Origin of the sequence: Bacillus sp. B-jedd (genome assembly GCF_000821085.1) — a bacterium.
In the GTDB taxonomy this organism is placed as follows: Bacteria; Bacillota; Bacilli; order Bacillales; family Cytobacillaceae; genus Bacillus_D.
This window is the reverse complement of record NZ_CCXR01000001.1, coordinates 3,041,155-3,065,935: the sequence shown is the minus strand read 5'-3', so window position 1 is coordinate 3,065,935 and position 24,781 is coordinate 3,041,155. Positions and strand designations below refer to the sequence as shown.

26 protein-coding genes and 1 riboswitch are annotated in these 24,781 nt (G+C 47.5%); of the genes, 14 read left to right on the top strand and 12 right to left on the bottom strand.

Annotated features, from left to right (window positions below; all coding sequences use genetic code 11):
• Positions 1-336: 336 nt before the first annotated feature.
• From BN1002_RS15250 to menC, 6 genes are all read left to right on the top strand, one after another.
• The gene (locus BN1002_RS15250) at positions 337-1,746 is read left to right on the top strand and encodes an isochorismate synthase (RefSeq protein WP_048826224.1); all 1,410 of its coding nucleotides are present in this window, start codon (positions 337-339) and stop codon (positions 1,744-1,746) included.
• Positions 1,743-3,494 (top strand): 2-succinyl-5-enolpyruvyl-6-hydroxy-3-cyclohexene-1-carboxylic-acid synthase, encoded by a 1,752-nt coding sequence (gene menD, locus BN1002_RS15245; protein ID WP_048826219.1) that lies wholly within the window; start codon positions 1,743-1,745, stop codon positions 3,492-3,494. The genes BN1002_RS15250 and menD overlap by 4 nt, the downstream gene beginning before the upstream one ends.
• Entirely contained in the window at positions 3,491-4,300 is an 810-nt protein-coding gene (menH, locus tag BN1002_RS15240; RefSeq protein ID WP_048826217.1) for a 2-succinyl-6-hydroxy-2,4-cyclohexadiene-1-carboxylate synthase, read from the top strand. The genes menD and menH overlap by 4 nt, the downstream gene beginning before the upstream one ends.
• Positions 4,301-4,315: 15 nt before the next feature.
• The gene (menB, locus tag BN1002_RS15235; protein WP_048826215.1) at positions 4,316-5,134 is read left to right on the top strand and encodes a 1,4-dihydroxy-2-naphthoyl-CoA synthase; all 819 of its coding nucleotides are present in this window, start codon (positions 4,316-4,318) and stop codon (positions 5,132-5,134) included.
• Between the two features lie 97 nt (positions 5,135-5,231).
• Positions 5,232-6,722 carry an o-succinylbenzoate--CoA ligase gene (locus BN1002_RS15230; protein ID WP_048826213.1) on the top strand — a complete coding sequence of 497 codons (1,491 nt, stop codon included), beginning with the start codon at positions 5,232-5,234 and terminating at the stop codon, positions 6,720-6,722.
• Positions 6,719-7,861 (top strand): o-succinylbenzoate synthase, encoded by a 1,143-nt coding sequence (gene menC, locus BN1002_RS15225; protein WP_048826212.1) that lies wholly within the window; start codon positions 6,719-6,721, stop codon positions 7,859-7,861. The genes BN1002_RS15230 and menC overlap by 4 nt, the downstream gene beginning before the upstream one ends.
• Positions 7,862-8,139: 278 nt before the next feature.
• On the opposite strand, the gene BN1002_RS23385 is transcribed toward menC, so the two are convergent.
• From BN1002_RS23385 to BN1002_RS15210, 4 genes are all read right to left on the bottom strand, one after another.
• Positions 8,140-8,298, bottom strand: coding sequence for a DUF1540 domain-containing protein (locus BN1002_RS23385; protein WP_082036253.1), 159 nt, complete (start codon positions 8,296-8,298; stop codon positions 8,140-8,142).
• A 357-nt stretch (positions 8,299-8,655) separates the two neighbouring features.
• A complete protein-coding gene (locus BN1002_RS15220) occupies positions 8,656-9,714 on the bottom strand; it encodes a cytochrome d ubiquinol oxidase subunit II (RefSeq protein WP_048826211.1) in 1,059 nt (352 codons plus the stop codon).
• 12 nt (positions 9,715-9,726) lie between these two features.
• Positions 9,727-11,088, bottom strand: a complete 1,362-nt coding sequence (locus tag BN1002_RS15215) for a cytochrome ubiquinol oxidase subunit I (RefSeq protein WP_048826210.1) — start codon at positions 11,086-11,088, stop codon at positions 9,727-9,729.
• 124 nt (positions 11,089-11,212) lie between these two features.
• Complete coding sequence (locus BN1002_RS15210) at positions 11,213-12,163, bottom strand: metal ABC transporter solute-binding protein, Zn/Mn family (RefSeq protein WP_048826208.1); 951 nt, start codon at positions 12,161-12,163, stop codon at positions 11,213-11,215.
• Positions 12,164-12,394: 231 nt separating this feature from the next.
• Between BN1002_RS15210 and BN1002_RS15205 the strand changes: the two genes are divergently transcribed.
• Complete coding sequence (locus BN1002_RS15205; RefSeq protein ID WP_048827984.1) at positions 12,395-12,952, top strand: beta-class carbonic anhydrase; 558 nt, start codon at positions 12,395-12,397, stop codon at positions 12,950-12,952.
• A gap of 10 nt (positions 12,953-12,962) precedes the next feature.
• Here BN1002_RS15205 and yidD read toward each other — a convergent pair whose 3' ends face one another.
• On the bottom strand, positions 12,963-13,211 hold the full coding sequence (gene yidD / locus BN1002_RS15200; protein WP_048826205.1) for a membrane protein insertion efficiency factor YidD: 249 nt from the start codon (positions 13,209-13,211) through the stop codon (positions 12,963-12,965).
• Between the two features lie 142 nt (positions 13,212-13,353).
• Here yidD and BN1002_RS15195 point away from each other — a divergent pair, with 142 nt between their 5' ends.
• On the top strand, positions 13,354-13,827 hold the full coding sequence (locus BN1002_RS15195; protein WP_048826203.1) for an S-ribosylhomocysteine lyase: 474 nt from the start codon (positions 13,354-13,356) through the stop codon (positions 13,825-13,827).
• A gap of 324 nt (positions 13,828-14,151) precedes the next feature.
• Here the strand turns inward: BN1002_RS15195 and ytzI are convergent, their stop codons facing one another.
• Together ytzI and BN1002_RS15185 are read right to left on the bottom strand one after the other, a co-directional pair.
• Positions 14,152-14,379 carry a YtzI protein gene (gene ytzI, locus BN1002_RS15190; protein WP_048826202.1) on the bottom strand — a complete coding sequence of 76 codons (228 nt, stop codon included), beginning with the start codon at positions 14,377-14,379 and terminating at the stop codon, positions 14,152-14,154.
• Positions 14,380-14,523: 144 nt separating this feature from the next.
• Complete coding sequence (locus tag BN1002_RS15185; protein ID WP_048827983.1) at positions 14,524-14,778, bottom strand: DUF6154 family protein; 255 nt, start codon at positions 14,776-14,778, stop codon at positions 14,524-14,526.
• A 177-nt stretch (positions 14,779-14,955) separates the two neighbouring features.
• Between BN1002_RS15185 and BN1002_RS15180 the strand changes: the two genes are divergently transcribed.
• Positions 14,956-15,288: a hypothetical protein gene (locus BN1002_RS15180; protein ID WP_048827982.1), complete on the top strand. Its 333-nt coding sequence runs from the start codon at positions 14,956-14,958 to the stop codon at positions 15,286-15,288.
• Here BN1002_RS15180 and BN1002_RS15175 read toward each other — a convergent pair.
• Complete coding sequence (locus BN1002_RS15175; RefSeq protein ID WP_048826200.1) at positions 15,285-16,124, bottom strand: DUF6612 family protein; 840 nt, start codon at positions 16,122-16,124, stop codon at positions 15,285-15,287. The genes BN1002_RS15180 and BN1002_RS15175 overlap by 4 nt on opposite strands.
• A 171-nt stretch (positions 16,125-16,295) precedes the next feature.
• Between BN1002_RS15175 and ytkD the strand changes: the two genes are divergently transcribed.
• The gene (gene ytkD, locus BN1002_RS15170) at positions 16,296-16,772 is read left to right on the top strand and encodes an RNA deprotection pyrophosphohydrolase (protein ID WP_048826199.1); all 477 of its coding nucleotides are present in this window, start codon (positions 16,296-16,298) and stop codon (positions 16,770-16,772) included.
• Between the two features lie 32 nt (positions 16,773-16,804).
• On the opposite strand, the gene BN1002_RS15165 is transcribed toward ytkD, so the two are convergent.
• The 3 genes from BN1002_RS15165 to BN1002_RS15155 are packed head-to-tail and all read right to left on the bottom strand — an operon-like array spanning position 16,805 to position 19,385.
• On the bottom strand, positions 16,805-17,608 hold the full coding sequence (locus BN1002_RS15165; RefSeq protein ID WP_048826197.1) for an ABC transporter permease: 804 nt from the start codon (positions 17,606-17,608) through the stop codon (positions 16,805-16,807).
• Positions 17,598-18,365 (bottom strand): ABC transporter ATP-binding protein, encoded by a 768-nt coding sequence (locus BN1002_RS15160; RefSeq protein WP_048826195.1) that lies wholly within the window; start codon positions 18,363-18,365, stop codon positions 17,598-17,600. Before BN1002_RS15160 ends, BN1002_RS15165 begins: the two co-directional genes overlap by 11 nt.
• Before the next feature lie 21 nt (positions 18,366-18,386).
• Positions 18,387-19,385, bottom strand: a complete 999-nt coding sequence (locus tag BN1002_RS15155) for an ABC transporter substrate-binding protein (protein ID WP_048826194.1) — start codon at positions 19,383-19,385, stop codon at positions 18,387-18,389.
• Between the two features lie 112 nt (positions 19,386-19,497).
• On the opposite strand from BN1002_RS15155, the gene BN1002_RS15150 reads away from it, so the two are divergent.
• Complete coding sequence (locus BN1002_RS15150; protein ID WP_048827981.1) at positions 19,498-20,292, top strand: alpha/beta hydrolase family protein; 795 nt, start codon at positions 19,498-19,500, stop codon at positions 20,290-20,292.
• Between the two features lie 270 nt (positions 20,293-20,562).
• Complete coding sequence (locus tag BN1002_RS15145) at positions 20,563-20,805, top strand: DUF2584 domain-containing protein (protein WP_048826191.1); 243 nt, start codon at positions 20,563-20,565, stop codon at positions 20,803-20,805.
• A gap of 79 nt (positions 20,806-20,884) precedes the next feature.
• On the opposite strand, the gene pckA is transcribed toward BN1002_RS15145, so the two are convergent.
• The gene (pckA, locus tag BN1002_RS15140; protein WP_048826190.1) at positions 20,885-22,477 is read right to left on the bottom strand and encodes a phosphoenolpyruvate carboxykinase (ATP); all 1,593 of its coding nucleotides are present in this window, start codon (positions 22,475-22,477) and stop codon (positions 20,885-20,887) included.
• 125 nt (positions 22,478-22,602) lie between these two features.
• Between pckA and BN1002_RS15135 the strand changes: the two genes are divergently transcribed.
• Both BN1002_RS15135 and metK read left to right on the top strand, forming a co-directional pair.
• A complete protein-coding gene (locus BN1002_RS15135; RefSeq protein ID WP_048826188.1) occupies positions 22,603-22,977 on the top strand; it encodes a thiol-disulfide oxidoreductase DCC family protein in 375 nt (124 codons plus the stop codon).
• A 161-nt stretch (positions 22,978-23,138) separates the two neighbouring features.
• A riboswitch (SAM riboswitch) is annotated at positions 23,139-23,257 on the top strand.
• A gap of 225 nt (positions 23,258-23,482) precedes the next feature.
• Positions 23,483-24,682: a methionine adenosyltransferase gene (gene metK / locus BN1002_RS15130; RefSeq protein WP_048826186.1), complete on the top strand. Its 1,200-nt coding sequence runs from the start codon at positions 23,483-23,485 to the stop codon at positions 24,680-24,682.
• Positions 24,683-24,781 lie beyond the last annotated feature (99 nt).

The window sequence follows — 24,781 nt, the reverse complement described above, 5'->3', positions numbered from 1 at the left end:
CAAAAGCTGGTTTCAAATCTAGCAATATTGTAAATTACTTATGCCACACTTAAGTGTAGGAAATCTGCCAGTACATGTCAATGGCTAGTTCCTGGCAATTGGAAATATCCTCAAATTCTAATGTTTAAAATTACTTTTATGGCAAAAAAACTATATTTTCCGACTATAAGAAAAAGGCAGCGATTGTCGAGCTTTGCGCTGGAATAAGGTATAATAAGGAATGAAAACGGCTAAATGTGACAAGTGTTATTGACACTCCCTTAAATGGGGTAGTATCTTAAAATAGGCTTGTAACTGAATGGACAACAGCTTTGATGCTGTGTTGGAGGGATCTTTGTGGTTACCATTCATGAAACAGAACTGAAGGAAGCAATCCTTCTTGGCATATCAAAGGCAGGGGAACTGGACCGGCCGATTTTAGTGAGTGAAATCAAAAAGGCCGGAGCGATGGAGCCCCTTTCATTTTTTAATAACGGCAATGACGCTTTCTTTGGCGAACGGTTTTACTGGAAAAACCCCGACGGCAGTTTTTATATCACCGGAATGGGCATCGCCGCCCAACTTAGCAGTGATAAGGCGGTGGATAGATTTTCGGCTATTGACCTGAAATGGAAGCAGCTTGTCCAGGATAGCATCATATCCAATCCGCACCAGGTTCCCGGAACAGGGCCGCTCATGTTTGGCGGTTTTTCGTTCGATCCGCTCAAAGAGAAAACGCCCCTTTGGTCAAAATACCCAGAGGCTCTTTTTCATGTTCCCAGATTTATGCTAACCGTGTCGGACGGTGATATGTATGTAACAACGAACGTACTTTGCACAAAGCATGACGGGGTTTCGCTTTTTGAAAAAGTGGCAGCTGAAAGGGACACGCTTTTTCAACTGGACAAAAAGTCCGAAACCAAACAAAACGCCCGGCTGAATGAGATAATGGAAATAAACCCGGCGGAGTGGAAAGAGGCGGTGGCTGATGCCATCCGCGGCCTAAATGACGGTGGCCCACTTAAAAAAGTCGTCCTCGCCAGGGAACTGCGTTTGTTCTTTGATAGCAAAGTGGATACCGGAAAGCTGCTTGGCAATCTTGAGGACACGCAAAAAACAAGCTTTATCTTTTCTTTCGAATCGGGAGGCGACAGCTTCATTGGCGCTTCCCCGGAACGCTTAATCAAAAAGCGTGGGAACTCGATTCATTCGGCATGCCTGGCAGGATCTATCCCCCGTGGTAAGACAGAAGAGGAAGACGGCCAGCTTGGCGGGCTGCTGTTAAATGATGAAAAGAATCTCGCAGAACATCAGTATGTCGTGGATATGATCAGGGACGCATTGGATGGATCCTGTGAAAAAGTGATTATTCCCGACAAGCCGCAGCTCATGAAAATCCGTGACATCCAGCATTTGTATACTCCCGTCGAAGGAGTCGCGCTTGATACAACCAGCCTTCTTGAACTAGTTGAAAAACTTCATCCGACACCTGCGCTGGGCGGGCTTCCCAAGGAGCTAGCGGTGGAAAGGATCCGTGAACTTGAGGCGCTTGACAGAGGGTTTTATGCGGCTCCTATCGGCTGGATGGACTATGCTGGTAACGGGGAATTTGCCGTTGCGATCCGCTCAGGATTAATTCAGGGGCAGGAGGCATCACTTTTTGCCGGCTGCGGGGTTGTCTCGAATTCCGATGTTGATAGTGAATACTTGGAAACAGGTCTGAAATTCAGGCCGATGCTTTCGGCCCTTGGGGGAAAAATGGAATGAATCATCAAAGTGCTTTAACAGCTTATATTGCCGCGTTTGTGGCGGAACTAGTAAATACAGGGATCAAGGATGTCGTTGTCAGTCCGGGCTCGCGCTCGACTCCGATGGCGATGGTCATGGCGGAACATCCTGGGTTGAATTTGCATGTTCATGTAGACGAAAGGTCGGCGGCATTCTTCGCCCTCGGGATAGCGAAAGCAACAAAAAAAACCGTGGCCATACTCTGTACTTCAGGGACAGCCGCGGCCAATTATTTTCCGGCAATCGTTGAGGCACGCTATTCGCGCGTGCCCCTTCTTGTGCTGACCGCGGACAGGCCGCATGAATTGCGGGATGTCGGCGCTCCACAGGCCATTGACCAAATCAACCTGTACGGAAAGCATGTGAAATGGTTCAATGAAATGGCATTGCCTGAAGAATCGGCCGATGTGCTCCGGTACGCTAGGACGGTATGTGCGAGGGCTGCTTCAGCCGCAATCCAAGCTCCGGCAGGGCCGGTGCATTTAAACTTTCCATTCAGGGAGCCGCTGATTCCGGATTTGGAAGATGACCGTTTGTTCGAACTGGCAGAAAGGCCTGAAGGCTATGTTTCCGTCAATGTCGGAAAACGGACCCTTACCGAAGAAGAGTTCCGAAGGATGGCGGCGGTTTTTGAAAAGCATGAAAAGGGAATCATTGTTTGCGGGCAGATTGATCATAAAGGTTTCAATGAAAAAGTTGCGCTGCTGGCAGAAGCTCTCGGATATCCGGTGCTGGCCGATCCTCTTTCCCAGCTAAGGAGCGAAACCGAATATGGTGATTGGATTGTCGATACATATGATGCATTCCTTCGCTTTGAAGAGGCAAAGAACATGCTGAAGCCTGACGTGGTCATCCGTTTCGGAGCCATGCCCGTTTCCAAGGCAGCAGGCATTTTCCTTAAGGAAAACCGGAACGCGTGGCAATATGTCGTTGACGGCGGTGGAGGCTGGATTGACCCGCACGCACTGTCGACTGAAATGGTTTATTGTGATGAAGAACTGTTCTGCGCAGGAATCCTTCAGCATGTCCAGAAAAGGCACGGATCGAATTTTGCCGATCGCTGGCTGAAGATGAACGGACTCTCGAAAGCGGCTATGGATGCCGGGATGGATAGGGAAAACCTGAATGAAAGCTTTGTCTATCACCAGCTTCCCGAACTTCTTCCTGAAGGAGCGTCGCTTTTTGTCGGCAACAGTATGCCAATCAGGGATTTGGACAGCTTTTATTGGCAAAACAGAACGGATATCCGCGTATTGGCCAACCGCGGCGCGAATGGCATTGACGGCGTCACTTCAACAGCGCTTGGCGCCTCGCTATATGCGGGCCCAATGTACCTTGTTCTCGGGGATCTTACTTTTTTCCATGACCTGAATGGTCTGATTGCCGCGAAGCAGTATAAACTTGATTTGACTGTCATCCTCATCAATAACAACGGCGGCGGCATTTTCTCCTTTCTGCCTCAGTCAGGCAAGGCGAAAAATTTCGAACAGCTTTTCGGGACGCCTCTTAATCTTGATTTTTCTCATGCCGTTGAAATGTATGGGGGGAAATTTTTCAGTGCTTCGGATTGGGAGCAGTTCAGGGATTCCCTGGCCATCGCAAAAGAAAAATCCGGCCTCAAAGTGATAGAAGTCATCACAAACAGGGAAGCAAATGCCGCTGACCACCGCAGGCTTTGGCAGTCTGTTTCCCGGGAAATAAACAAGTTTGCGGATATGGAAAAATGAAAATATCTGTAAACGGGTTGGCATACCATGTGGAAGTTTGCGGAAAAGGGGAACCGCTCCTGCTTTTGCACGGATTCACCGGCAGCAGCGGGACCTGGCTCCCTTTTTGCGAAAAGTGGGGCCGGCATTCCATGCTGATTTGCCCTGACCTGCCGGGCCATGGCAACACTGAGTCTCCTGATGAACCTGTACGTTACAGCATGGAGAATACAATCGAGGACTTATGCGCCATACTGGACAAGCTGGAAGTTGAACGGGCCAATGTGCTTGGCTATTCAATGGGCGGAAGGATTGCTCTTGGATTTGCGTCTGCCCGTCCTGGCCGTGTCGGCAAGTTGGTGCTTGAAAGTTCTTCCCCCGGACTGGATACAGAGGAAGAACGGATTAACCGCCGTATGAAAGACAGTGAACTTGCCAATTTTATTAAGGAGCAGGGAATTGAAGCCTTTGTCGATTATTGGCAAGATATCCCCCTGTTCAAATCGCTGCAGGAAATGCCGGAACCAATAAGGAAGGGAACGAGGGCACAGCGCCTTACCAATTCTCCTGTTGGCCTGGCGAATTCTTTGCTCGGGATTGGAACTGGCGCCCAGCCATCCTACTGGGACAGCCTCCACAGCCTGGATGCTGACGTAATGCTTCTCGCTGGGGAGCTCGATGAGAAATTCATAGGGATAGCCGAAAAGGTGTCTCAGCGCCTGAAATCATCCCGAATCGAAATTATTGAGGGTACTGGGCATGCAATTCACGTGGAGAATCCGGAGAAGTTTGGTACAATAGTTAGTGGGTTTTTGACACATACATAAAAGGAGGATTCCATTTTGACAGTAGAATGGGTCGCAGGTCGACAATACGAAGATATTTTGTATGAAACATATAACGGCATCGCGAAAATCACCATCAACCGACCGGAGGTGCGCAACGCGTTCCGCCCGAAAACGGTCATGGAACTGATTGATGCATTTGCTTACGCTCGAGACGATTCCAGTGTGGGCGTCATTGTTCTGACTGGCGCAGGCGATATGGCGTTCTGTTCAGGCGGAGACCAAAAGGTGCGCGGGCACGGAGGCTACGTTGGCGAGGATGAAATTCCGCGTCTGAACGTTCTTGACCTGCAGCGCTTGATCCGCGTCATTCCAAAACCTGTCATTGCCATGGTAAAAGGCTATGCCATCGGCGGCGGCCATGTTCTTCACGTTGTCTGCGATTTGACCATCGCGGCGGACAACGCCATTTTTGGCCAGACAGGTCCGAAAGTCGGCAGCTTTGATGCAGGCTATGGCTCCGGATATCTTGCCAGGATTATCGGCCATAAAAAGGCGCGCGAAATCTGGTATCTTTGCCGCCAGTACAACGCCCAGGAAGCACTTGACATGGGCCTAGTCAACACAGTTGTACCGCTTGAACAGGTTGAAGATGAAACAATCAAATGGTGCGAAGAAATCCTTGAAAAGAGCCCTACAGCTCTCCGTTTCCTGAAAGCAGCAATGAACGCGGACACGGACGGGCTTGCCGGACTTCAGCAATTCGCTGGAGATGCAACGCTCCTTTATTACACAACAGATGAAGCAAAAGAAGGCCGCGACGCTTTCAAAGAAAAGCGCAAGCCGGACTTTGGCCAGTTCCCAAGGTTCCCATAAACCGGATACCATTCGGGCATCGGTTTCCAAATCAATTAAACATTCTGCAGCTTGATGGGATTCCCCGTCAGGCTGTTTTACTATTGAAGGTGAAAATATGGCACAAACCATGCCGAACTTTTTGCAAAAACGGGCTCAATTAACTCCTGGCAGAGCAGCGATCAGCTATCTCGATGAGCAGCTTACCTTTAAGGAGCTGTATGAGAGCAGCATGAATGTCGCAGGGAAACTCGCCGGGCTAGGGATGAAAAAGGGCAGTCTCACTGGCGTACTTGTCAAAAACAGCCTTGACTCAGCTGTGTTCCTTTATGCTCTGCAGCTTCTTGGCGCGACGGCAGTCATGTTGAACAACCGCCTGTCCGCCGGAGAGCTGTCCTACCAGCTGGATGACGCGAAAGCTGAGTTCCTGATCTATCAGGAATCCTTTGAAAGTCTCGCATCAGAATCCGCGGCAAATATTACGGCCATCCTGACATTCCCGCTTGAAGGGCTAAAAGATGCTGAAACAGCCGATTTTCCCCTTCTTGAAGAACTGAACCTTGATGAAGTCTGCACTGTCATGTACACCTCAGGAACGACTGGTAAGCCGAAAGGTGTTCTCCAAACGTATGGGAACCACTTCTGGAGCGCAGCGGGATCTGCCTTGAACCTCGGCCTATCCCAAGAAGACACCTGGCTTTGTGCTGTCCCTGTTTTCCATATCAGCGGCTACTCCATTTTAATGAGGAGCATTATTTACGGGATGCACATTGTGTTGCACAGCTCTTTCGACTCGCGGCAGACACTGTTGGACATCGAGGCGAAAAAAGTCACCATCATGTCCGTTGTCGGTACAACTTTGACGAGAATCATCGAGGAACTTGGCGACAAACGCCTACCAGGCACATTTCGCTGCATGCTGCTCGGTGGAGGCCCTGCGCCGTTGCCATTGCTTGAAGCATGCCGGGACCGGAACATCCCGGTTTTCCAAACATACGGAATGACCGAAACGGCGTCTCAATCCGTCACCCTTTCCCCGGAATACAGCCTGGCAAAGCTGGGATCGGCGGGCAAACCGCTTTTTCCAGTCTCTTTAAAAATCCAGCATCCTGATGGGGCTGAAGCAGCTGCCGGGGAAGCAGGGGAAATCTTGCTCAAAGGGCCGAACGTCACGCCAGGATATTTGAACAGACATGAGGAAACAGCGGAGAAAATCATCGGTGGATGGCTCCGGACAGGCGACATCGGATACGTGGACGGGGAAGGATTTCTTTATGTGCTTGACAGGCGTTCCGACCTGATCATCTCCGGAGGCGAAAACATCTATCCCGCCGAAATCGAAAGCGTCCTCCTGTCCCATCCTAGTGTATTGGAAGCAGGGGTCACTGGCATACCGGACAGCGAATGGGGACAGGTGCCGGCCGCTTTTGTCGTGCTGAAAGGGGATTATGAAATCTCCCCAGGCGGGCTGCGCGCTTTTTGCCAGGAAAAACTGGCCAAGTATAAAGTGCCACGGGAAATTTATTTTGCCAGGGAACTGCCGAGGAACGCCTCCAACAAACTCCTCCGCAGGAAACTTCCTGAACTAATCGGGGAGGCACCGAAATGAACATTGCATCCATAAAGCTGTCGGTCATTTCAATGCCGCTCAAACAGCCCTTCCATACACACCTCGGCAAAGTAACGGAACGGGAAGCCATCATCGTGGAGGCAGTCGACCGGGATGGCCGCTCCGGCTTAGGTGAAGGGGTCGCCTTCAGCTCGCCCTGGTACACAGAAGAAACCGTCGCGACAAGCTGGCACATGATAAAGGACTTTTTAATCCCTCTTCTCAAAAGGAACCCAGTCTCCCATCCGCATGATGTCTTTGGCCTATTTAAAGGCATCAGACGCAACCATATGGCCAAATCAGCCATTGAGCTGGCGCTTTGGGATTTATATGCGAAGCAAAAACAAGTTGCACTTGCCCGGCTGCTGCACAGCGAAAATGGAATAGCGAAACCTGGAAACCTTGCGGACAAGGGCAGGATTCCTTCCGGCGTCGTTGTCGCTTCCAAGGATGAAAAAGAGGCGCTCGAACAGACCGCCAAATTTCTTGAGGAAGGGTACCGGCGTATTAAGGTGAAAATCAGCCCGGCAAATGATTACAGCCTCCTTTCCGCCATCCGGCACGCTTATCCTGCCCTGCCAATTTTGGCGGATGCCAATTCAGCTTATTCCTTGGAGGATGCGGAAAAGCTCCGGGCGCTTGATGAACTCAATCTTTTGATGATCGAGCAGCCACTCGCGCATGATGACTTCATCGAGCATGCCAAGCTGCAGAAGCTTATTTCCACCCCCATCTGCCTCGATGAAAGCATCAATTCCTATTCGGATGCTGTAATGGCGGTTGAATTGGGAAGCTGCCAGGTAATTGCGGTCAAAGCAGGCAAAGTAGGCGGGCTAGGTGAAGCAATGCGGATCCATAATTTTTGCGTGGAAAAGGGAATTCCGGTCTGGTGCGGAGGAATGATTGAATTCGGGGTTTCGCGCGCGCATAATGTCGCCCTGGCTTCGCTGCCCGGCTTTACGATTGCGGGGGATATTTCCGCTTCGTCCCGATTCTGGGAAGAAGACATCATTGAGCCTGAGATTACAGTTGAGGATGGATGGGTCAGTATTCCGGAAGGGCCGGGAATCGGATTTTCGATCAACCGAAAACGTTTGGAGCAAGTAACCGTGAGGGAAGAGGTTTACCGCCTTTTATAGGAAGTACTTAGTGCCTGCGTTTGCTCGCAGTTTTTTTTGAAAGATAAGAATATATAAAATTTGTCTAGCTCCAGCGCCTAGCGCCTAGTGTACTTCGGTCCCCTCGCTACGATAAGTCAACATCGATTCGCTAACGCTTATCGTGTTTCCTTTATCTCCATCGTGGCCCTCCAGTCCATACGGCGCTGAACAGGCGCTTGCGCTTTTCTTATCTTTGACTGTATCGGTGGACATAAAAAAGCAGAAGCGCACATGTGAAATGGCGCTCCCGCTTTTTTCTATAGGTCATGAGGCTGGAAGGTTTTGCAGTCGGTTTCCCTGCTTGTATCCGCAGTTTCTCCTGTATGGCTGACTACATAAATCTGGTCGGCGCCGCATTTATTGCCATTTTCCCAGAACGTACAATTGTTCACTTCACAAAGGACATCTTTTGCCACACGTATCACTCCTTATTGTTGGGATACATGTTTAGCTTGTGATGTTTCCTCGGTCCGATTCCTGTCAATTTCCGGGGCGATTTCCACCAAATGATACAGTCCCAAACTATTCCTTGCTGAAATTAAAATTGTTATTCAAATGTGAACGTGGTCGTTGATTTCCACTCTCGGCATTCGCTTTCCGCGGGGCGTCAGTGGAGCCTCCTCGTCGCGTTGCTCCTGCGGGGTCTCCACTCGCCGCTAAGTCCCGCAGGACAACCAGCTTCTTCGAATGGGCTTTGCACGAAGGAAATGCGTTAGCATTTTCGAGGAGTCTACATGCCTGAGCTCCAATCAACCAGCTAATTATATTCATACTTATTCGGCAGGCTTCTTTTCCGTTTCGCGCCTAAGATATTTTTTGTCATGCATAAACAGGCTCCAGAAGTATGCAAAACCGGGAAATAAAATCGCAAAGCCGGCAATGTACGTGGCAAAAACGGCCCTGAACGAAGTCGGGTCTGTGAAAGCGGTATGGATGGTCACATCCGGATAAACAAGGTAAGGGAGATGAGCCCTGCCATAAACATAGCTCGCTGTGAGATATTGCAATGTTATCGCAATCACGGCGACCCTGGGCATACCGATTACCGTGGCGCCGCCCCTTTTGGTAGGGAGGAAAAGCGCAAGTCCGCCGGCCAGGAAAAAGACGGCCGACAGGATCAGCAAGGGCAATTTTTTGAGCATTCCGCTGTACAGCCATGGAACTTCGCGCCCCAGAGTGACCATAATCGCAATCGTCATGACCATCGATACCGGACCAAGAATCAAGGCGTCCCTCCGGTAAATACGGTAGGCCTTCAGCTCATTTGAAACCTTTGAGTAATCAGCCAGAAGAAGGGATGACAGAAACAGCGTAGAAGTAATCGCAAAAAAGAAAAATGCGTATTCATTCGGGCTTGTAAAAAGGCGGGCAAGGTTCAGCGTCTGCCGCCCGCCTTCAAGGGTGTCAATATACTGGCCATGCGTAATCGGCAGGACGCTGATCAGCAGGCCGGGTATTAGAAAGCCGCATATTCCCGAAACATAGGTCAATGGCTTTCTGTATTCCTCGGCAATGTTGGAAAAAACGAGGAACGCACTTCTAAGGGTCAAAAGAACAAGGATTATGCTGCCTGGAATGAGCAGGACGGTCCCAAGTGTATAGGCGCCGCGCGGAAACAAGCTGTACACGGCGACGACAAGAGCGACAATGAAGGTATTGGTAACTTCCCAGGTGGGGGACAGATACCGATTGGCAATATTCGTCGCACCTGTGTGTTCCTTGTTGATGTAGAGCATCGACCAAAAGCCTGCTCCGAAATCCATCGTCGCCATAACCGCGTAAATAAACACAAATCCCCAAAGAATGGTAATCGCAATATAGGCATCAACCATTTTCAAGCCTCCCTATGTGTTCGAGCTGAATAACGGAACACTTCTATTTTCGGCCCGTTCAAAATCCTTTTCGACGGGGTTCTTTTTGAAATAATGGAGGAGCACGAAGAGCGCCGCCGCAGCAAGAATGACATAGACTGCCACAAACAGGGCGAAGAGCGGCCCAAGATTAGTCTGTGTCGTGACGGAATCCGCGGTTGGCAGTACTCTGTAAATATTCCACGGCTGGCGGCCAGTGCAAGCGAAAATCCAGCCTAGCTCCATCGCGAGGATGGCTAGTGGCCCAGAGGCGACAAGCGGCCAGAGGAGCCATTTAGGCAAAGTTTTATTTTTGAAAACCCTCTTCCACAACAAACCGGCAATGGCAAGCAGGATGAGGAAGGTACCGATAAAGACCATCCCGTTAAATAGGGTATGGATGAACAGCGGCGGCCATTCATTTTCCGGCCACTCATTCAATCCTTTTACAACTGTGTCGAAACTGTTCCCGGCCAGGAAGCTAAGCGCCCAGGGAATTTCAATTCCGTATTTAACCGATTCAGTTTCCCTGTCGGTCACACCGCCGATCGCAAGCGGCGCGTGGGACTGTGTTTCGAACAGCCCTTCAGCCGCGGCAAGTTTCTCGGGCTGATATTCGTGGAGCATCTGCGCGGATGCATGTCCGTTGACAGCCGTCAGGATAGAAAAGACTCCCCCGACAACAAGTGAAAGCGTCAATGCTTTTTGATGGAATTTATAAATCTTGGAGCCATTTTCCGTCCGCATCAGCTTGAAGGCGGCAACCATGGCGACAACAAATGCGCCAACAACATAGGCGGAAAGGGCGACATGGCCCGCTGTGACAAAAAAGCTTGGATTGAAAAAAGCTTTCCAGGGGTCGACATTCACAATTTCCCCGTTGACAACATCAAAGCCGGCTGGCGTTCCCTGAAATGCGTGGACATTTGTGATTAAAACAGCAGAGGCCAAGGCGCCAAAGGCAACGAGAAAAAGACTGGCAATACGCATCCATGGCTTGATCCTTTCTGCGGCATAAACATATATGGACATAAAAAGTGCTTCAATAAAAAACGCATAAATTTCAATTTGAAATGGTAGCGCCATTACCCGTCCGATGACTTCCATGAACCCAGGCCAAAGAAGGGAAAGCTGGGTTCCGGCAATCGTGCCAGTCGGAATGCCGACACCAAGCAAAATAGCGAATGCCTTTGTCCACCGTTTTGCCATAACAACATAATCAAGATCCTTCGTTTTCTGATACATAAGTTCGGCGCAAATCATCATCAGCGGCAGGCCAACGCCGATTGTGGCATGGATAATATGGAAGCCCATCGTTGTTCCAAACAGGGATCGGGCTATCAGTAAATCACTCATTAAACTCTCCCTTTCAAAATTACTACCTCCATTGTTGACAATCAGCCGCATATTTAGACGGGAGGCAATAGGAGAATAAAAAAAGCATCCTGTCCCAAAATGGGCAGGATGCTTGCAAGTTGTGTTAATTCATTGCTTTCTTTAATGTATCGACGTTTTGTTCCATTAGGGTGAGATACGTTTCTTTGTTTGCAATGTCCTTGTCTGTCCTTGTGGCAAGGTTGTGTATATGGATGATTTTCGCTCCCGTTTCTTTATGGACGGCCTGGGCGAGTTTTGATGAAACATTTTGCTCGACTAGAATATACTTGATCCCATTCTTCCTGACAGTGGAAATGATTTTTTCCATGTCTTTTTGTGTTGGCTCACTAGCCGTCGACATACCGGCGATGGAAGTCTGTCTGATTCCATACCTTGATTCCCAATACCCGAAAGCCGCATGGGAAACAATGATTTCCTTGTTTTTTGCAGAGGAGGCAGTAACTTTAAATTTCTTATCCAACTGGTCAAGGTCACCTATTAGTTTTTGATAATTTTTTTCAAAATCGGCGCGGTTTTCAGGCATCTTTTCAGCCATACCATCCATTACCGATTTTGCCAGTTCTTTGGCATAAACCGGATCAAGCCAGATATGCGGGTCAATACCGCTATGGCTGTGTCCATGCTCATCTTCCTCGTGGCCATCCTCTTCATTTTCGAGGGCGGCTTTTTCAAGATTTATCTTATCGGCCGCTGCCACAATCGTAACGTCTTCATTTTTCAAGCTTGTCTTCGCTTTTTCCGCAAATCCTTCGAGGCCAAGACCGATATAAAAGAAAAGGTCAGATTCTGCCAGTGCAATCATATCCTTTTGAGAAGGCTCAAACGTATGCTCGTCGGCACCAGGAGGATAAATTGTGTGTACTTCGGCATGTTCCCCGCCAATCCGCTCGGCAAAAAATTGCAGAGGATAGACGGTTGTATAAATAGATAGTTTATCGGGGCTTTTTTCCGTTTGCTGCCGGGTATCATCCGCACACGCAGAAAGCAAGGTCCCTGCCAGTAAAATGAAAAGGGCAATTAGCTGTTTACGCACGATGTAGTCCTCCTTTTTTAAATCGTATCTATTCCGATTTAATTTTCAAAAAAATAATTCGTAATCATTCCGATTTGTTGACTTGTTAATGATACAAAAAAATTAGGTGGAAATCAACCATGAAATTTGTTTTTAACAGGCAAAATCCGTTATCCTATAAAAAGAATTATTTTACGCAGGCCTGCAAAGCCTGTTAATGAACAAAAGAGAATAAGGAATGGTGAGTTGAAGATGGATACATTACATGAAATCCTGGATTACAATAAGAGCTTTGTTGAAAAGAAGGAATATGAAAAATACCAGACAACGAAATTTCCGAATAAGAAAATGGTTATTTTAACGTGTATGGACACAAGGCTATTGGAACTTTTGCCAAAAGCGATGAATTTCAGCAATGGTGATGTAAAAACAGTTAAAAACGCTGGTGCTTTAATCATGCACCCATTCGGAAGTATCATGCGGAGTATTCTAGTGGCTGTTTATGAACTGCAGGCGTCCGAGGTACTCGTAATCGGACACCATGACTGTGGAATGAGTTCATTGAAGGCCGGGAATATGATTGAAAGGATGAAAGAGCGCGGCATAGGCCAGGAAACCCTTGATACCCTTAATTATTCGGGCATTGATATTAACAATTGGCTTCATGGCTTCGAAAATGTCACCGAAAGCGTTAAGCACAGCGTGGATGTCATAAAAAAACATCCGCTTATGCCAACGGATGTGAATGTGCACGGGCTAGTGATCGATCCAGAAACAGGGAAACTCGATCTTGTCGTAAACGGTTATTAAGAGGAAATGGTCAAGATAAAGGCGGTTTTTTCTTCCCTGGCCATTCATCAGGAACAGGGTCCAAGCCTCCCGGATGGAGCGGATGGCATTTGGCAATCCGCTTGACGGCCAGCCAGCCGCCTTTCAAAGCTCCAAAACGCCGGATTGCTTCCAACCCGTAGCTTGAACAAGTCGGATAAAACCTGCATGTCGGCGGTTTCAGCGGGGAAATCACAATTTGATAGAGACGGATGAACCCAATGAAAAGTTTTTTCAGCATACTGATGTCTCCCTAATAAGTACTTTCATCACTTTACCACAAAAAAAGCCAATTCGTCTAAATCACGAATTCTTTAAAATCAGATGAAAATAGTCGGATTTTATGGTATACTACCTGCAGAATGGTAAAAGGAGAGGATCACATGCCTTCAGTAGAAAGTTTTGAACTTGACCATAATGCCGTTAAAGCCCCGTATGTCCGTCATTGCGGCGTCCATAAAGTAGGCAGCGACGGAATCGTGAATAAATATGACATCCGTTTTTGCCAGCCGAACAAGCAGGCGATGAAACCGGATTCCATCCATACCCTTGAGCATTTGCTGGCATTCAATATTCGCAAGCATGCGGATAAGTACAGCCATTTTGATATTATCGACATTTCTCCGATGGGCTGCCAGACAGGTTATTATCTTGTTGTCAGCGGGGAACCGACGGTTGAAGAAATTATCGACTTGCTCGATGACACCTTGAAGGATGCTGTGGAAATCACAGAAATCCCTGCCGCCAATGAAAAGCAGTGCGGCCAGGCGAAACTTCATGACCTCGAAGGAGCTAAAAGGCTGATGCGCTTCTGGCTTGGCCACAGTAAAGAAGACCTCAAGCAGGTTTTCGCTTGATTTTTTTGCAAAATAAACAAGGCTTCCCATAAAAGGGAGGCCTTTTCTTTATCTATTTAGCCAGATTGGCAGGGGAAATGGAGAGATGTTGGCCAGAAATCCTTTATAACGAAATTTCATTGCCGAATATCGAAAGTTTCTTGCGGATATCGATTACTTTTTCCGGGATATCAATGAATTTTTCAATATATCAATAGTTTTCAAGAAATATCCGATTCTGTCAAAAATCTGTCACAAATTAATTAGAAAATATACACTTTATAACGAACAACCGGGATATAGACAAAAAAAGAAGCTTGCCCGGCGTATATACCGGGCAGGCTCCTATTTATTTTCAACCTTTTTTAGCTCGTCATCATATTCCCTGTTTTCCATAGGTATCTGGTCCATTGGATCGACTGAATGCTTGAAAGCATATGCTTTATTCGTGACAACAATTGTCAGCCAAATGACCGCAATGCAAATGATGATGCTTACAATCATGACAATAACCATATCCATCCCCCGATATTCCGCACAGCCCTGTATGCCGGCTGCTTCTTTTGCCTCCATTGTAGCATAAGCCTCCTTCAATGCCAAAGGACCTGACTGGAAATCGCCCCCTATTTTGGATTGTAAGGAATCAGGTAAACCAATACTAAAATAAAAAGGGCCTAATTGAAAAGACCCTTTGATTCCATCCCCTATGTATCATCTTTAGTGTATATTTCTCGGGTAGAAGGTAACTGAACGCTGCCCGAAATCATCCTTCGCGAATTTTCCTTTCAGGCTTTCAATGAGATAAATGCCCATCAAATCATAAAGCTCCTGCTTATCCATTCCCTGGATAAGAGCAAGAAGGTCCTCGCGGGACATTTCCTCAAGAAAGGCAAATGCTAGCATATCAATGTCTTCCTCATCCCCGGTAAGCTTATTGCGGTATAATTCATAAAGCTCATCAACCAATTTCACCACACATCACCTCCAGAAGAAGAATTTTATCGCCTATTCTTTTAATACCCTTTGCTTAAAAAAGTATTCCTGACCCTTTCCGCCATTTATGAATAAATGAAGGCGGAAGGGGGATACGAAAAAGATAAAGCAATCCTCCCGCCCTGCGGAACACTTTTGAAAAGGAGCAACGATACATTGGAGAATGTTAAAAAGACATATTATATAGCAATAGAAAGCGGTGAAATTTCCAGTCGTGTGGACAGTTCCACTTGGAGTTTCAGGATTTTCGCAACCGATGACGAGATTACCCTTCTTCGCGACCTCTTTGATGAAAATTATGCGAATGAATGGGAAAATTTCTTTCGGGCTCACATTCCTTTTATGGAATATCATCATGATAAGGAAAATACCCAATATGACCAAAAACTTCAGAAAATCTACAGTGTCATTTACAGCCTTGGCGATCAGGAAGCAAGGGAACATATAGCGGGGATGGGTATTCTCCCTGAAGAAAATCAGGGAAGTTAATCTTTATTTGCTGTGGCGGCTTTTATCGAATCAGGAACGGATATGCTGCCGATGTGATTGAAGTTCGAGTATGTTCCATACATCTCCTGTTTCATTTTAACAGACTTTCCGGCATTTAAAAGCTCCATTTCGGCTTTTGCTGTCATTCTTGATGGGTAAAAGTCTTTTTTCGTTATTGCCAGTTCATAATGAAATGAGTGGATGGAGAGCTTATCCATTACAGCATTGTTCTCCTTGATTTGAGAGGGCATGCTTTCCGTAATCATTTCCTTGATTTCCCTGGAATTTTCAGCGTTTTTCGATGTTATTGAGACTAGGTATTCATCAGCATTTTCCGCCAAGATAAGAGAACCTTCCACTCCTGCCGCTTTTTTAAGCTCGCCCGCTGGGTTCACTTGAGGGGAAGAGGAGATTGCAATGGAAGCCTTCTCGGGAGGATACTTTACCCACTGCTTTTGATTTCCTTCGTAAACATACATGCCTTCTTCAGTATAGTATGCTTCAGATTCAATGTTTTGGTCTGTCCCCGCCATTTTTATTTCGGATTTTTGGTGGAATGCAACCGGGTCTGTAAGCATATCAGTTCTTGCATTTGTTTGGAGATGCACGTTTTTTTCGGCTTGGCTTCCTTTAAGTGTCTGTGAAATCTCCAAATCGACAGTCAGGCTATCAAGCTTCCCGAATGCCTTTTCGGCTTTTTCGAGGACTTGTTCAGGGGTATAACCATCTTTCATCTTCTTTCCCGGTTTTTCTCCATCCGTACTATTCTCCTTACTGCAGGAGATCAGTAATAGGGCAGTCATCAAATAGATTAATGCAAGAGCTGATTTTTGCAAAATACACTTCGCCCTCCCAAAAAAATCGCCTCGTAGTTTTACCATTCATTTAGCCTATCAGGCAGGAGTGAAACACATTTCAGCAAAAAATTCACTTCTTAATTGTAAGCGGCTGAAAACCGGGCTACTATAGGGATAAATGGAATCAGATACTTTTCAATGGGGGCCAATATGAGAATATTTCAGGATATGAACGGGAACGATGTCGAACTTTCATTTTGCAAAAATGCCTTTCCGGGGAAGCATGGCCATGTACTGGTAATTTGTACTTACGAAGGTAAGTGGCTGCTGACAAGGCATAGGGAACGCGGACTGGAATTTCCCGGCGGTAAAATGGAACAGGAAGAAACGCTGGAGGAAGCGGCCAGGAGGGAAGTATTCGAGGAAACAGGGGCGGAGGTATCACGCTTGGAATGGCTGGCGGAATACCGGGTCGCGGCACCTGAGGGCCCATTCGTCAAAACTGTATTCCTCGCAGAAGCCGAAAGGGTGGAACGGCAGCAAACCTACCATGAAACAGAAGGCCCTGAACTAATTGAAGGAAGCCTCACAACAAAGCGCTTTTCAGAAAAATTCAGCTTCATCATGAAAGACGAAGTCATCGGGGAATGCTTAAAGAGAATAGAAGAGACAAAAAATAATAAATAGTGGCCGGTACAGACGCACCAGCCACTGACTTTTCATTCCTTAACCAACTTCTTCTCAATCAATGCGACAACTTGGTACATAACCGTCGCGAACACAGCAATCACCAATAATGACAAAAGTACAAGAGTAAAATTGAATACCTGGAATCCATAAATAATCATATAACCAAGCCCTTTAGAGGAAACAAGGAATTCACCGACAATGACCCCGACCCACGACAGCCCCACATTAACTTTCAGTGTGGAAATAATGGTCGGGAAAGAAGCGGGCAAGATTGCTTCCTTAAAACATTGGAAACGGCTGGCACCAAAAGTCTGTAAAACCTTTAGATAATTCGGATCTACTTCCCTGAATGAGGTGTATACCACGATTGTCGTAATAATGATCGAAATGATGGCTCCCATCGAAATGATCGAAATATATCCGGGGCCCAAGGCGACAATCAGGATAGGGCCAAGGGCGACTTTTGGCATGGCGTTCAGGACAACGAGATAGGGATCGAGGATCTTCGATAAAAGCGGAGACCACCATAAGACCGCAGCGATCAAGGTGCCAAGCAAGGTGCCGAGGATAAAGCCCGCGATTGTTTCAGTCAGGGTAACGGAGAGATTCGATAATAGTGTTCCGTCAGCACTCTTTTCCAGAAAAAGCCGCCAAATTTTCGATGGTGAACTGAAAATGAGCGGATCGACCCATTGCTGACGGCTGCAAATCTCCCAGGCCGAAAAAAAAGCCAGGAAAATGAGAGATTGAAACAATAACACCGTTCTTTTCTCTTTTTTTACGAAAAGAAGGTATGCCGCGTGGTGGGAGCTGACAAGACCGTTATCGTTCAAGGGATTCTAGCTCCTTCCATATTTCATTAAATAATTTCCCATAGGATTCATGGTGCCTTGCTTCAAAGGGGGATAGCGCTCTTAATTCCTTAGGAACTTGAAAAATCCGGTGAACTCGCCCCGGGCTTGAAGAAAATAAAAAAACTCTGTCACTCATTGCAATTGCTTCGCCGATATCGTGCGTGACTAGTACAGCTGTTTTTCCGAGACCTTTCAGAGTGGCTGAAACAAGGTCCTCTAATTTAAGTTTCGTTTGGTAATCAAGTGCCGAAAAGGGCTCGTCAAGCAAAAGGACTTTAGGTTCCGCCGCAAGCGTCCTTGCGAGGGCTGCCCGCTGCCGCATGCCGCCGGACAACTGCTTGGGCAGTTTTTTTTCCACCCCCGGCAATCCTATGTCTGACAGAAGCTGCAATGCCTGTCTTTTTCTTTCTGGTGAAAGGGTGCCTGCAACCTTCAGGCCAATCAGGACATTTTCCTCAATTGTCTTCCAGGGAAAAAGGTAATCCTGTTGGAGCATATAGCCAATCTCCCGTTCTGCGGAGGTGACTGGACTGCCTCCGAGGAGCACCTTGCCTTCTGTAGGCTCGACCAAACCGGCAATAATCGATAGAAGTGTTGTTTTGCCGCAGCCGCTTGGGCCGAGGAAGGAGATGAATTCCCCTTCCTCAACAGAAATGCCGATATCCTTGAGCGCAGTGACTGCGTTCGTTTTCGTAAAATACGTATGATGGATTCCTTCTATTTTCAGGAAACTCATGCGGCGGCCTCCTTTTAGCGATTACTTTGCCTTCTTGGCAAAATCCGTGTTTACGAGTGTTTTGTAATCAATCCGCTGCGGAAGTTCGCCGGCCTCATCCATGATATCCTGAAGGTTGTTCCATTCCTCTTCATCGAGAATGGGATCTGTCGCGAAAGAGCCCTGGCTCTTATAGCGGTCAACAACGGTTTCAATGATATCTGCTTCAGTGTCCTTGAAATAAGGGGCGATCGCCTTGGCGATTTCTTTGGACCCGGTTTTTTCAACCCACTGCTGGGCTTTAAAAATAGCTTTTGTGAATTTTTCCACAGTGGCGTTGTTCTTTTTCATATAGCTTTCTTTCGCCATGAAAGTGGTATAAGGTATATGCCCGGATTCAGTCCCAAAGGATGCGACAATGTGTCCTTTTCCCTCTTTTTCAAAAATGCTTGCCGTTGGTTCGAATAATTGGACAAACTCGCCCGTCCCGCCAGCAAAGGCATTGGCTATATTGGCGAAGTCGACGTTTTGAATCAGATTTAAATCCTTGTGAGGATCAATTCCGTGCTTTTTAAGGACGAATTCACCGGCCATCTGTGGCATTCCGCCTTTGCGCTGTCCAAGGAACGTTTTTCCCTTGAGCATATCCCAGGTGAAATTGTCTATTTTCGTTCTTGATACAAGAAAGGTACCATCCGTCTGTGTCAATTGGGCAAAATTGATGACCGGGTCATTCGAGCCCTGTGCATGCACATAAATGGATGTTTCCGAACCTACCAGGGCGATGTCGGCACCATTGGAAAGGAGGGCTGTCATCGTTTTGTCGCCGCCCCATGTTGTTGTCAATTCGACATCGAGACCTTCTTCTTTAAAGAAGCCTTTTGCAAGTGCAACATATTCGGGCGCGTAAAAGATCGACCTGGTGACTTCCGCAACCCTGACTTTTTCAAGTTTTTTCTCTGCCTGTTTCTCACTACAGGCGGATAGGAGCAGCATGGCGCCTGCCAGCAGCATGAATGCCGCCCTGAACCGTTTTTTCATATCATTACCTCCCGGGCAATAAAATTGGGCTAATTGTTCCTGTGATATCGTATGAGGAAGGGGTGATTGTGTGAATGCCCAACCGGAAAAAATAAAGTTTGGAGGAAGATTGATGGAAGCTTCAAATGGACAAATCCTTGAGAAACAGGCATTTCCATCGCCCAACCCAGACGTCAGTCTATATCTGGTCACGTACATGTCGAATGGTCTCAAGGTAAAGGGTATGCTTGCAAAACCTGCCCATTATGATCCAGCTGACGGCTTTCTCTACTTGCGCGGCGGAATTAAAAATGTCGGCAAAGTGAGGCCGGCCCGTATCGCCCAGTTCGCATCGGAAGGGTTCACTGTTTTTGCCCCTTTTTACCGTGGTAACCAGGGCGGGGAGGGGGAAGAGGATTTTGCCGGGGAGGACAGGAATGATGCCTTCGCCGCCTATCAGCTGTTAAAGGCCCTGCCAGGCATACAGAACATGCATATTTTCGGATTTTCCCGCGGCGGTGTCATGGCGCTTCTAACAGCGCTTGAATTTCCGGATGCCGCATCCATGGTTACATGGGGCGGTGTCAGCGATATGGCTCTTACTTATATGGAAAGGGAGGATTTGCGGCGGATGATGAAGCGGGTCATTGGCGGAACTCCATTGAAATATCCAGACAGATATGAATACAGGACTCCGCTGTATGAACTTGAGCACCTCGACGTTCCTGTCTTAATTATCCATGGTTCCAAAGATGACAACGTTTCCCCTGAGCACTCCTACAGGCTCGAAAAGAGGCTGAAGGACCTCGGGAAGCCAGTGGAAAGCTGGTACTTCGGCGATTATACGCATTACTTCCCGCCAAGGATCAACCGGAAAGTGGTTTCCGATTTAACGAAGTGGATGAAAAACTTATCGGGGAAATGTTAGAATGGAGACAAGAAAAATCGTTATATAGGTTGATCTTAATTACCGCACCATTTAATATAAAAAGCTGGTTGATTGGAGCTCAGGCATGTAGACTCCTGCGGGACAGAGCAGCAAGTGGAGACCCCACAGGAGCAATGCGACGAGGAGGCTCCACTGATGCCCCGCGGAAAGCGAATGCCCGGAGCGGAAATCAACCCACCTCGTACTCGTTTGTAACTAATCTTAATTACAACCTATGTAGTGAATAAACTCTAAGGGGGAAAGGCAAGAATGGGCATGCCTCTTGAATTGAATACGATGATTGTGACAAAAGGAAGGGAACAGCGCCTGGAAGAAAACTTATTCCTGCTGGAAAAGGAAGGCTACCGCCTTTATCCGATTGATATCCCAATCGATATCAGGAGAACAATCGACGCTGATTCCAGTGGAACAGCGAAAATCATGAAAGTGGAATGGGAAGGAAGCACCACGAGGATCACCTATGAACTCATTTCCTTGTATTCACCAAATTGATGAAAAGGATAAGAACCCCCGGCGAAGGTTGAATAGCCGGGGGTTCTTATTATTTGCAATTTTTCTCCGAAAAGCAAAATCACCTGAGGCCGATGGGTCCGCCTTTTTCGGCAATTTCCGGATTGGCACCCGCAAACTTTTTAAAATTCTCTCGGAATTGGGAAGCAAGCTCGTGCGCCTTTTGCCTGTATGCGTCCACGTTGTCCCACGTTTTTTCCGGCTGAAGGACTTCATCTGGTACACCCGGCACATGCAAAGGCACATGCAGGCCGAAGATTTCGTCCCGGACTGTTTCGATATTGTTCAATTCACCTTCAAGCGCTGCCTGGACCATTGCTCTTGTATAAGACAGTTTCATCCTGCTGCCTGTTCCGTATTCCCCGCCAGTCCAGCCAGTATTGACGAGAAAAACGCGTACATTGTGTTCCAGGATCTTTTCACCGAGCATTTCGGCGTAGCGGTTTGCTGGCAGCGGCAAGAATGGCGCGCCAAAGCAGGTTGAGAAAGTGGCCTGCGGAGAAGTGATGCCCCGCTCAGTCCCAGCAAGCTTCGATGTGTAGCCGCTCAGGAAATGATACATGGCTTGTTCCTTCGTCAATTTTGCTATAGGCGGTAAAACGCCGAAAGCATCCGCTGTCAAAAACACAATGGTATTCGGGTGTCCAGCGACACTCGGCATCACGATGTTCTTTATTGCCTCAAGCGGATAAGCGGCGCGCGTGTTTTCAGTTAATTCACCGTCATCATAATCGGCAAGCCGTGTGTCCGTATCGACCGCGACATTTTCCAGCACTGAGCCGAAGCAAATGGCATCGAAAATTTGTGGTTCCTTTTCCCTGCTGAGGCTGATGGTTTTTGCATAGCATCCACCCTCGATATTGAAAACACCGTTTGCTGACCAGCCATGTTCATCATCGCCGATAAGACGGCGGTTCGGGTCGGCGGATAAGGTCGTTTTTCCGGTTCCCGACAAGCCGAAGAACAGGGCGACATCCCCTTCAGCCCCCACATTCGCGGAACAATGCATTGGCATAATGCCAGACTCCGGCAGCAGGTAGTTCATAACAGAGAAGATCGATTTTTTCATTTCTCCCGCATATTCTGTGCCGCCAATCAGAACCGTCCTTTTTTCAAAAGAAATGATGATGAACGTTTCCGAATGCGTCCCGTCTGTTTCAGGATCCGCCTTGAAGCCGGGTGCCGAGATAATTGTAAATTCGGGATTGTGGCCCGCGAGTTGGCTTTCATCAGGACGGATGAACAGCTGTTGGGCAAAAAGATTGTGCCAGGCAAATTCATTAATTACTTGAATCGGCAGCTGGTATCGTTTATCCGCGCCAGCGAATCCATTAAAAACGAAGACTTCATTTTTTTGTTTTAAATAATCAATTACTTTATTATAGAGAGTAGAAAATGCTTTTTCGGAAATCGGCCGGTTAATTTTGCCCCAGTCGATTTTATCCCTTGATGAAGCTTCATCGACAATGAATTTATCTTCCGGGGAACGGCCAGTATATTTTCCAGTGGAAACGCTGACCGCGCCTGTCGAGGTCAGCAGCCCTTCGCCGCGGCTTAACACCTTTTCAACCAATTGCGGTACGGACAGCTGAATTTTTAAAGCGCCTTCATTTAAAAGTTTAATCGGAGCATCTGGATTATGAACGCCATGCATGTAATGATTTCCCCTTTATCCTTTGTTTTTTCATCCGTATTACATTCTTAAATAGTATAGCACAATCGTTCAATTGGTCTATACTAATAACCTGCAAATCTCACTTTTTTTTGGAGGGACGGCCAATGAAGTATGTAGCCCTTTATGATGGCAATTGTGTCCTTTGCCTGAAATCTAAAGCGAAGTCACAAAAACTGGACTGGTTGAATAGAGTCAGCTGGATATCATTGCAGCAATATGAACATGAAGGGAGAAAGCCTTCCTTCAGGGCTGCCGACCTCCGCAGGGAATTACACCTGCTAGATGAACAAGGCCGGGTTTTTAAAGGGTTTTATGCAATGAGGAAATTGCTCCTTCAGTTCCCGCTCACATTCCTGCCGGCCCTATTGCTGCACCTGCCGTTTGCCGGTTATCTTGGCAATCCTTTTTACCGCTGGGTCGCAAGGAACCGATTCAAATGGATGGGCAGGGAATGTACAAATGGCAGCTGCTCCCTTTAAGCAGATCCAGTGGAACCGAACCAATTGATTTAAGATTTGCGGTTTAATTATAGCACCCATAAAAGCATGGGCAAAATGGTATGAAAGCTGATTTATTTGTGCGAAAAAAATTCATTGACATGCATCCGCAGTATGGTATGATTTTACCTTGAACGGATACTCTCTTATCCTGAGCCGGTGGAGGGACAGGCCCTATGAAACCCGGCAACCTGCTTTACAGGAATTTTCCTGGGCAAAGGTGCCAAACCTGACGCAAGGCGTTAGCCTTGAACGATAAGAGCGAAAGGCGGAAGCAAAAAGACAAACCTTTCCTCAGGCAGGAAAGGTTTTTTATCTGGCTGCAACGCCTTACTAATCAGCATGGTCAGTGATGAGCCATTCATAAAAACCTAATGTTTACTTCATACTACTTAGGGAAATGAGTACCGTGAAACCGAGGTTGGCGGCAGGACGGAAAAGAACCAGGAAGCCCGCCTCATTTATAAAGATAACAGGAGGAATTCAGATGCCATCAAAACGCCGTTTGTTCACTTCTGAATCGGTAACCGAAGGTCATCCAGATAAAATCTGTGACCAAATTTCTGATTCAATTTTAGATGCCATCCTGGCGCAGGACGCTAATGCCCGTGTCGCGGCAGAAACTTCCGTAACGACAGGGCTTGTGCTTGTTGCGGGAGAAATTACGACTTCAACTTATGTTGACATTCCGAAAATTGTCCGTGAGACAATCCGTGAGATTGGATATACACGTGCAAAATACGGTTTTGATGCAGACACATGCGCAGTACTTACGTCAATTGACGAGCAATCAGCGGATATCGCAATGGGTGTCGACCAGGCGCTCGAAGCCCGTGAAGGAAGCATGTCCGATGAGGAAATTGAAGCAATCGGCGCGGGAGACCAAGGCTTGATGTTCGGCTTTGCCTGCAATGAAACCGAGGAGCTGATGCCTCTTCCAATTTCACTGGCTCACAAGCTTGCCCGCAGGCTGACAGAAGTACGCAAGAATGAAACACTCCCATACCTTCGCCCGGATGGAAAAACACAGGTGACGGTAGAATATGATGAAAACAATAAGCCTGTCCGGATTGATACAATCGTTATTTCTACCCAGCATGGTCCTGAAGCGACACTTGAGCAAATCCAGAGCGATCTGAAAGAACACGTCATCGGCCCGGTAGTACCAAAGGAGCTGATTGATGATAAGACGAAATATTTCATCAACCCGACGGGCCGTTTCGTCATCGGCGGACCGCAGGGGGATGCGGGCTTGACTGGCCGCAAAATCATCGTTGATACTTATGGCGGCTATGCGCGCCATGGCGGCGGCGCTTTCTCCGGAAAAGATCCGACTAAGGTTGACCGTTCCGCAGCCTATGCGGCGCGTTATGTGGCGAAAAACATCGTTGCCGCAGGCCTCGCTGATAAAGTTGAAGTCCAGCTTGCCTATGCAATCGGTGTCGCCCGCCCGGTATCCATCTCTGTTGATACATTTGGAACAGGAACTGTGAGCGAAGAGGTTCTGGTTGAACTGATTGAGAATAACTTTGACCTTCGCCCAGCAGGCATCATTAACATGCTTGGCCTCCGCCGCCCTATTTACAGGGCAACAGCGGCCTATGGCCACTTCGGCCGCATCGATGTCGACCTTCCATGGGAACGTACTGATAAAGCTGAAGCCCTTAAAAGCCAGGCAAAACAATAATCGGACACGGGAGTTGCATTTTATAATGTAACTCCCGTTTTCTTTTTCCGTCATATTGTAAGGAATGGATAATCAACAGGGCGGATTTGCACAAAATTC

Excerpts from the sequence above, each read along its gene's own strand:
- BN1002_RS15195 (WP_048826203.1), top strand. The coding sequence starts at position 13,354 with ATGCCTTCAGTAGAAAGTTTTGAACTTGACCATAATGCCGTTAAAGCC.
- yidD (WP_048826205.1), bottom strand. The coding sequence starts at position 13,211 with ATGCTGAAAAAACTTTTCATTGGGTTCATCCGTCTCTATCAAATTGTG.
- BN1002_RS15220 (WP_048826211.1), bottom strand. The coding sequence starts at position 9,714 with ATGGTTGATGCCTATATTGCGATTACCATTCTTTGGGGATTTGTGTTT.
- metK (WP_048826186.1), top strand. The coding sequence starts at position 23,483 with ATGCCATCAAAACGCCGTTTGTTCACTTCTGAATCGGTAACCGAAGGT.
- BN1002_RS15215 (WP_048826210.1), bottom strand. The coding sequence starts at position 11,088 with ATGAGTGATTTACTGATAGCCCGATCCCTGTTTGGAACAACGATGGGC.
- BN1002_RS15145 (WP_048826191.1), top strand. The coding sequence starts at position 20,563 with ATGGGCATGCCTCTTGAATTGAATACGATGATTGTGACAAAAGGAAGG.
- BN1002_RS15230 (WP_048826213.1), top strand. The coding sequence starts at position 5,232 with ATGGCACAAACCATGCCGAACTTTTTGCAAAAACGGGCTCAATTAACT.
- ytzI (WP_048826202.1), bottom strand. The coding sequence starts at position 14,379 with ATGGAGGCAAAAGAAGCAGCCGGCATACAGGGCTGTGCGGAATATCGG.
- BN1002_RS15135 (WP_048826188.1), top strand. The coding sequence starts at position 22,603 with ATGAAGTATGTAGCCCTTTATGATGGCAATTGTGTCCTTTGCCTGAAA.
- BN1002_RS15160 (WP_048826195.1), bottom strand. The coding sequence starts at position 18,365 with ATGAGTTTCCTGAAAATAGAAGGAATCCATCATACGTATTTTACGAAA.
- ytkD (WP_048826199.1), top strand. The coding sequence starts at position 16,296 with ATGAGAATATTTCAGGATATGAACGGGAACGATGTCGAACTTTCATTT.
- menD (WP_048826219.1), top strand. The coding sequence starts at position 1,743 with ATGAATCATCAAAGTGCTTTAACAGCTTATATTGCCGCGTTTGTGGCG.
- BN1002_RS15155 (WP_048826194.1), bottom strand. The coding sequence starts at position 19,385 with ATGAAAAAACGGTTCAGGGCGGCATTCATGCTGCTGGCAGGCGCCATG.
- menC (WP_048826212.1), top strand. The coding sequence starts at position 6,719 with ATGAACATTGCATCCATAAAGCTGTCGGTCATTTCAATGCCGCTCAAA.
- BN1002_RS15205 (WP_048827984.1), top strand. The coding sequence starts at position 12,395 with ATGGATACATTACATGAAATCCTGGATTACAATAAGAGCTTTGTTGAA.
- pckA (WP_048826190.1), bottom strand. The coding sequence starts at position 22,477 with ATGCATGGCGTTCATAATCCAGATGCTCCGATTAAACTTTTAAATGAA.
- menH (WP_048826217.1), top strand. The coding sequence starts at position 3,491 with ATGAAAATATCTGTAAACGGGTTGGCATACCATGTGGAAGTTTGCGGA.
- BN1002_RS15150 (WP_048827981.1), top strand. The coding sequence starts at position 19,498 with ATGGAAGCTTCAAATGGACAAATCCTTGAGAAACAGGCATTTCCATCG.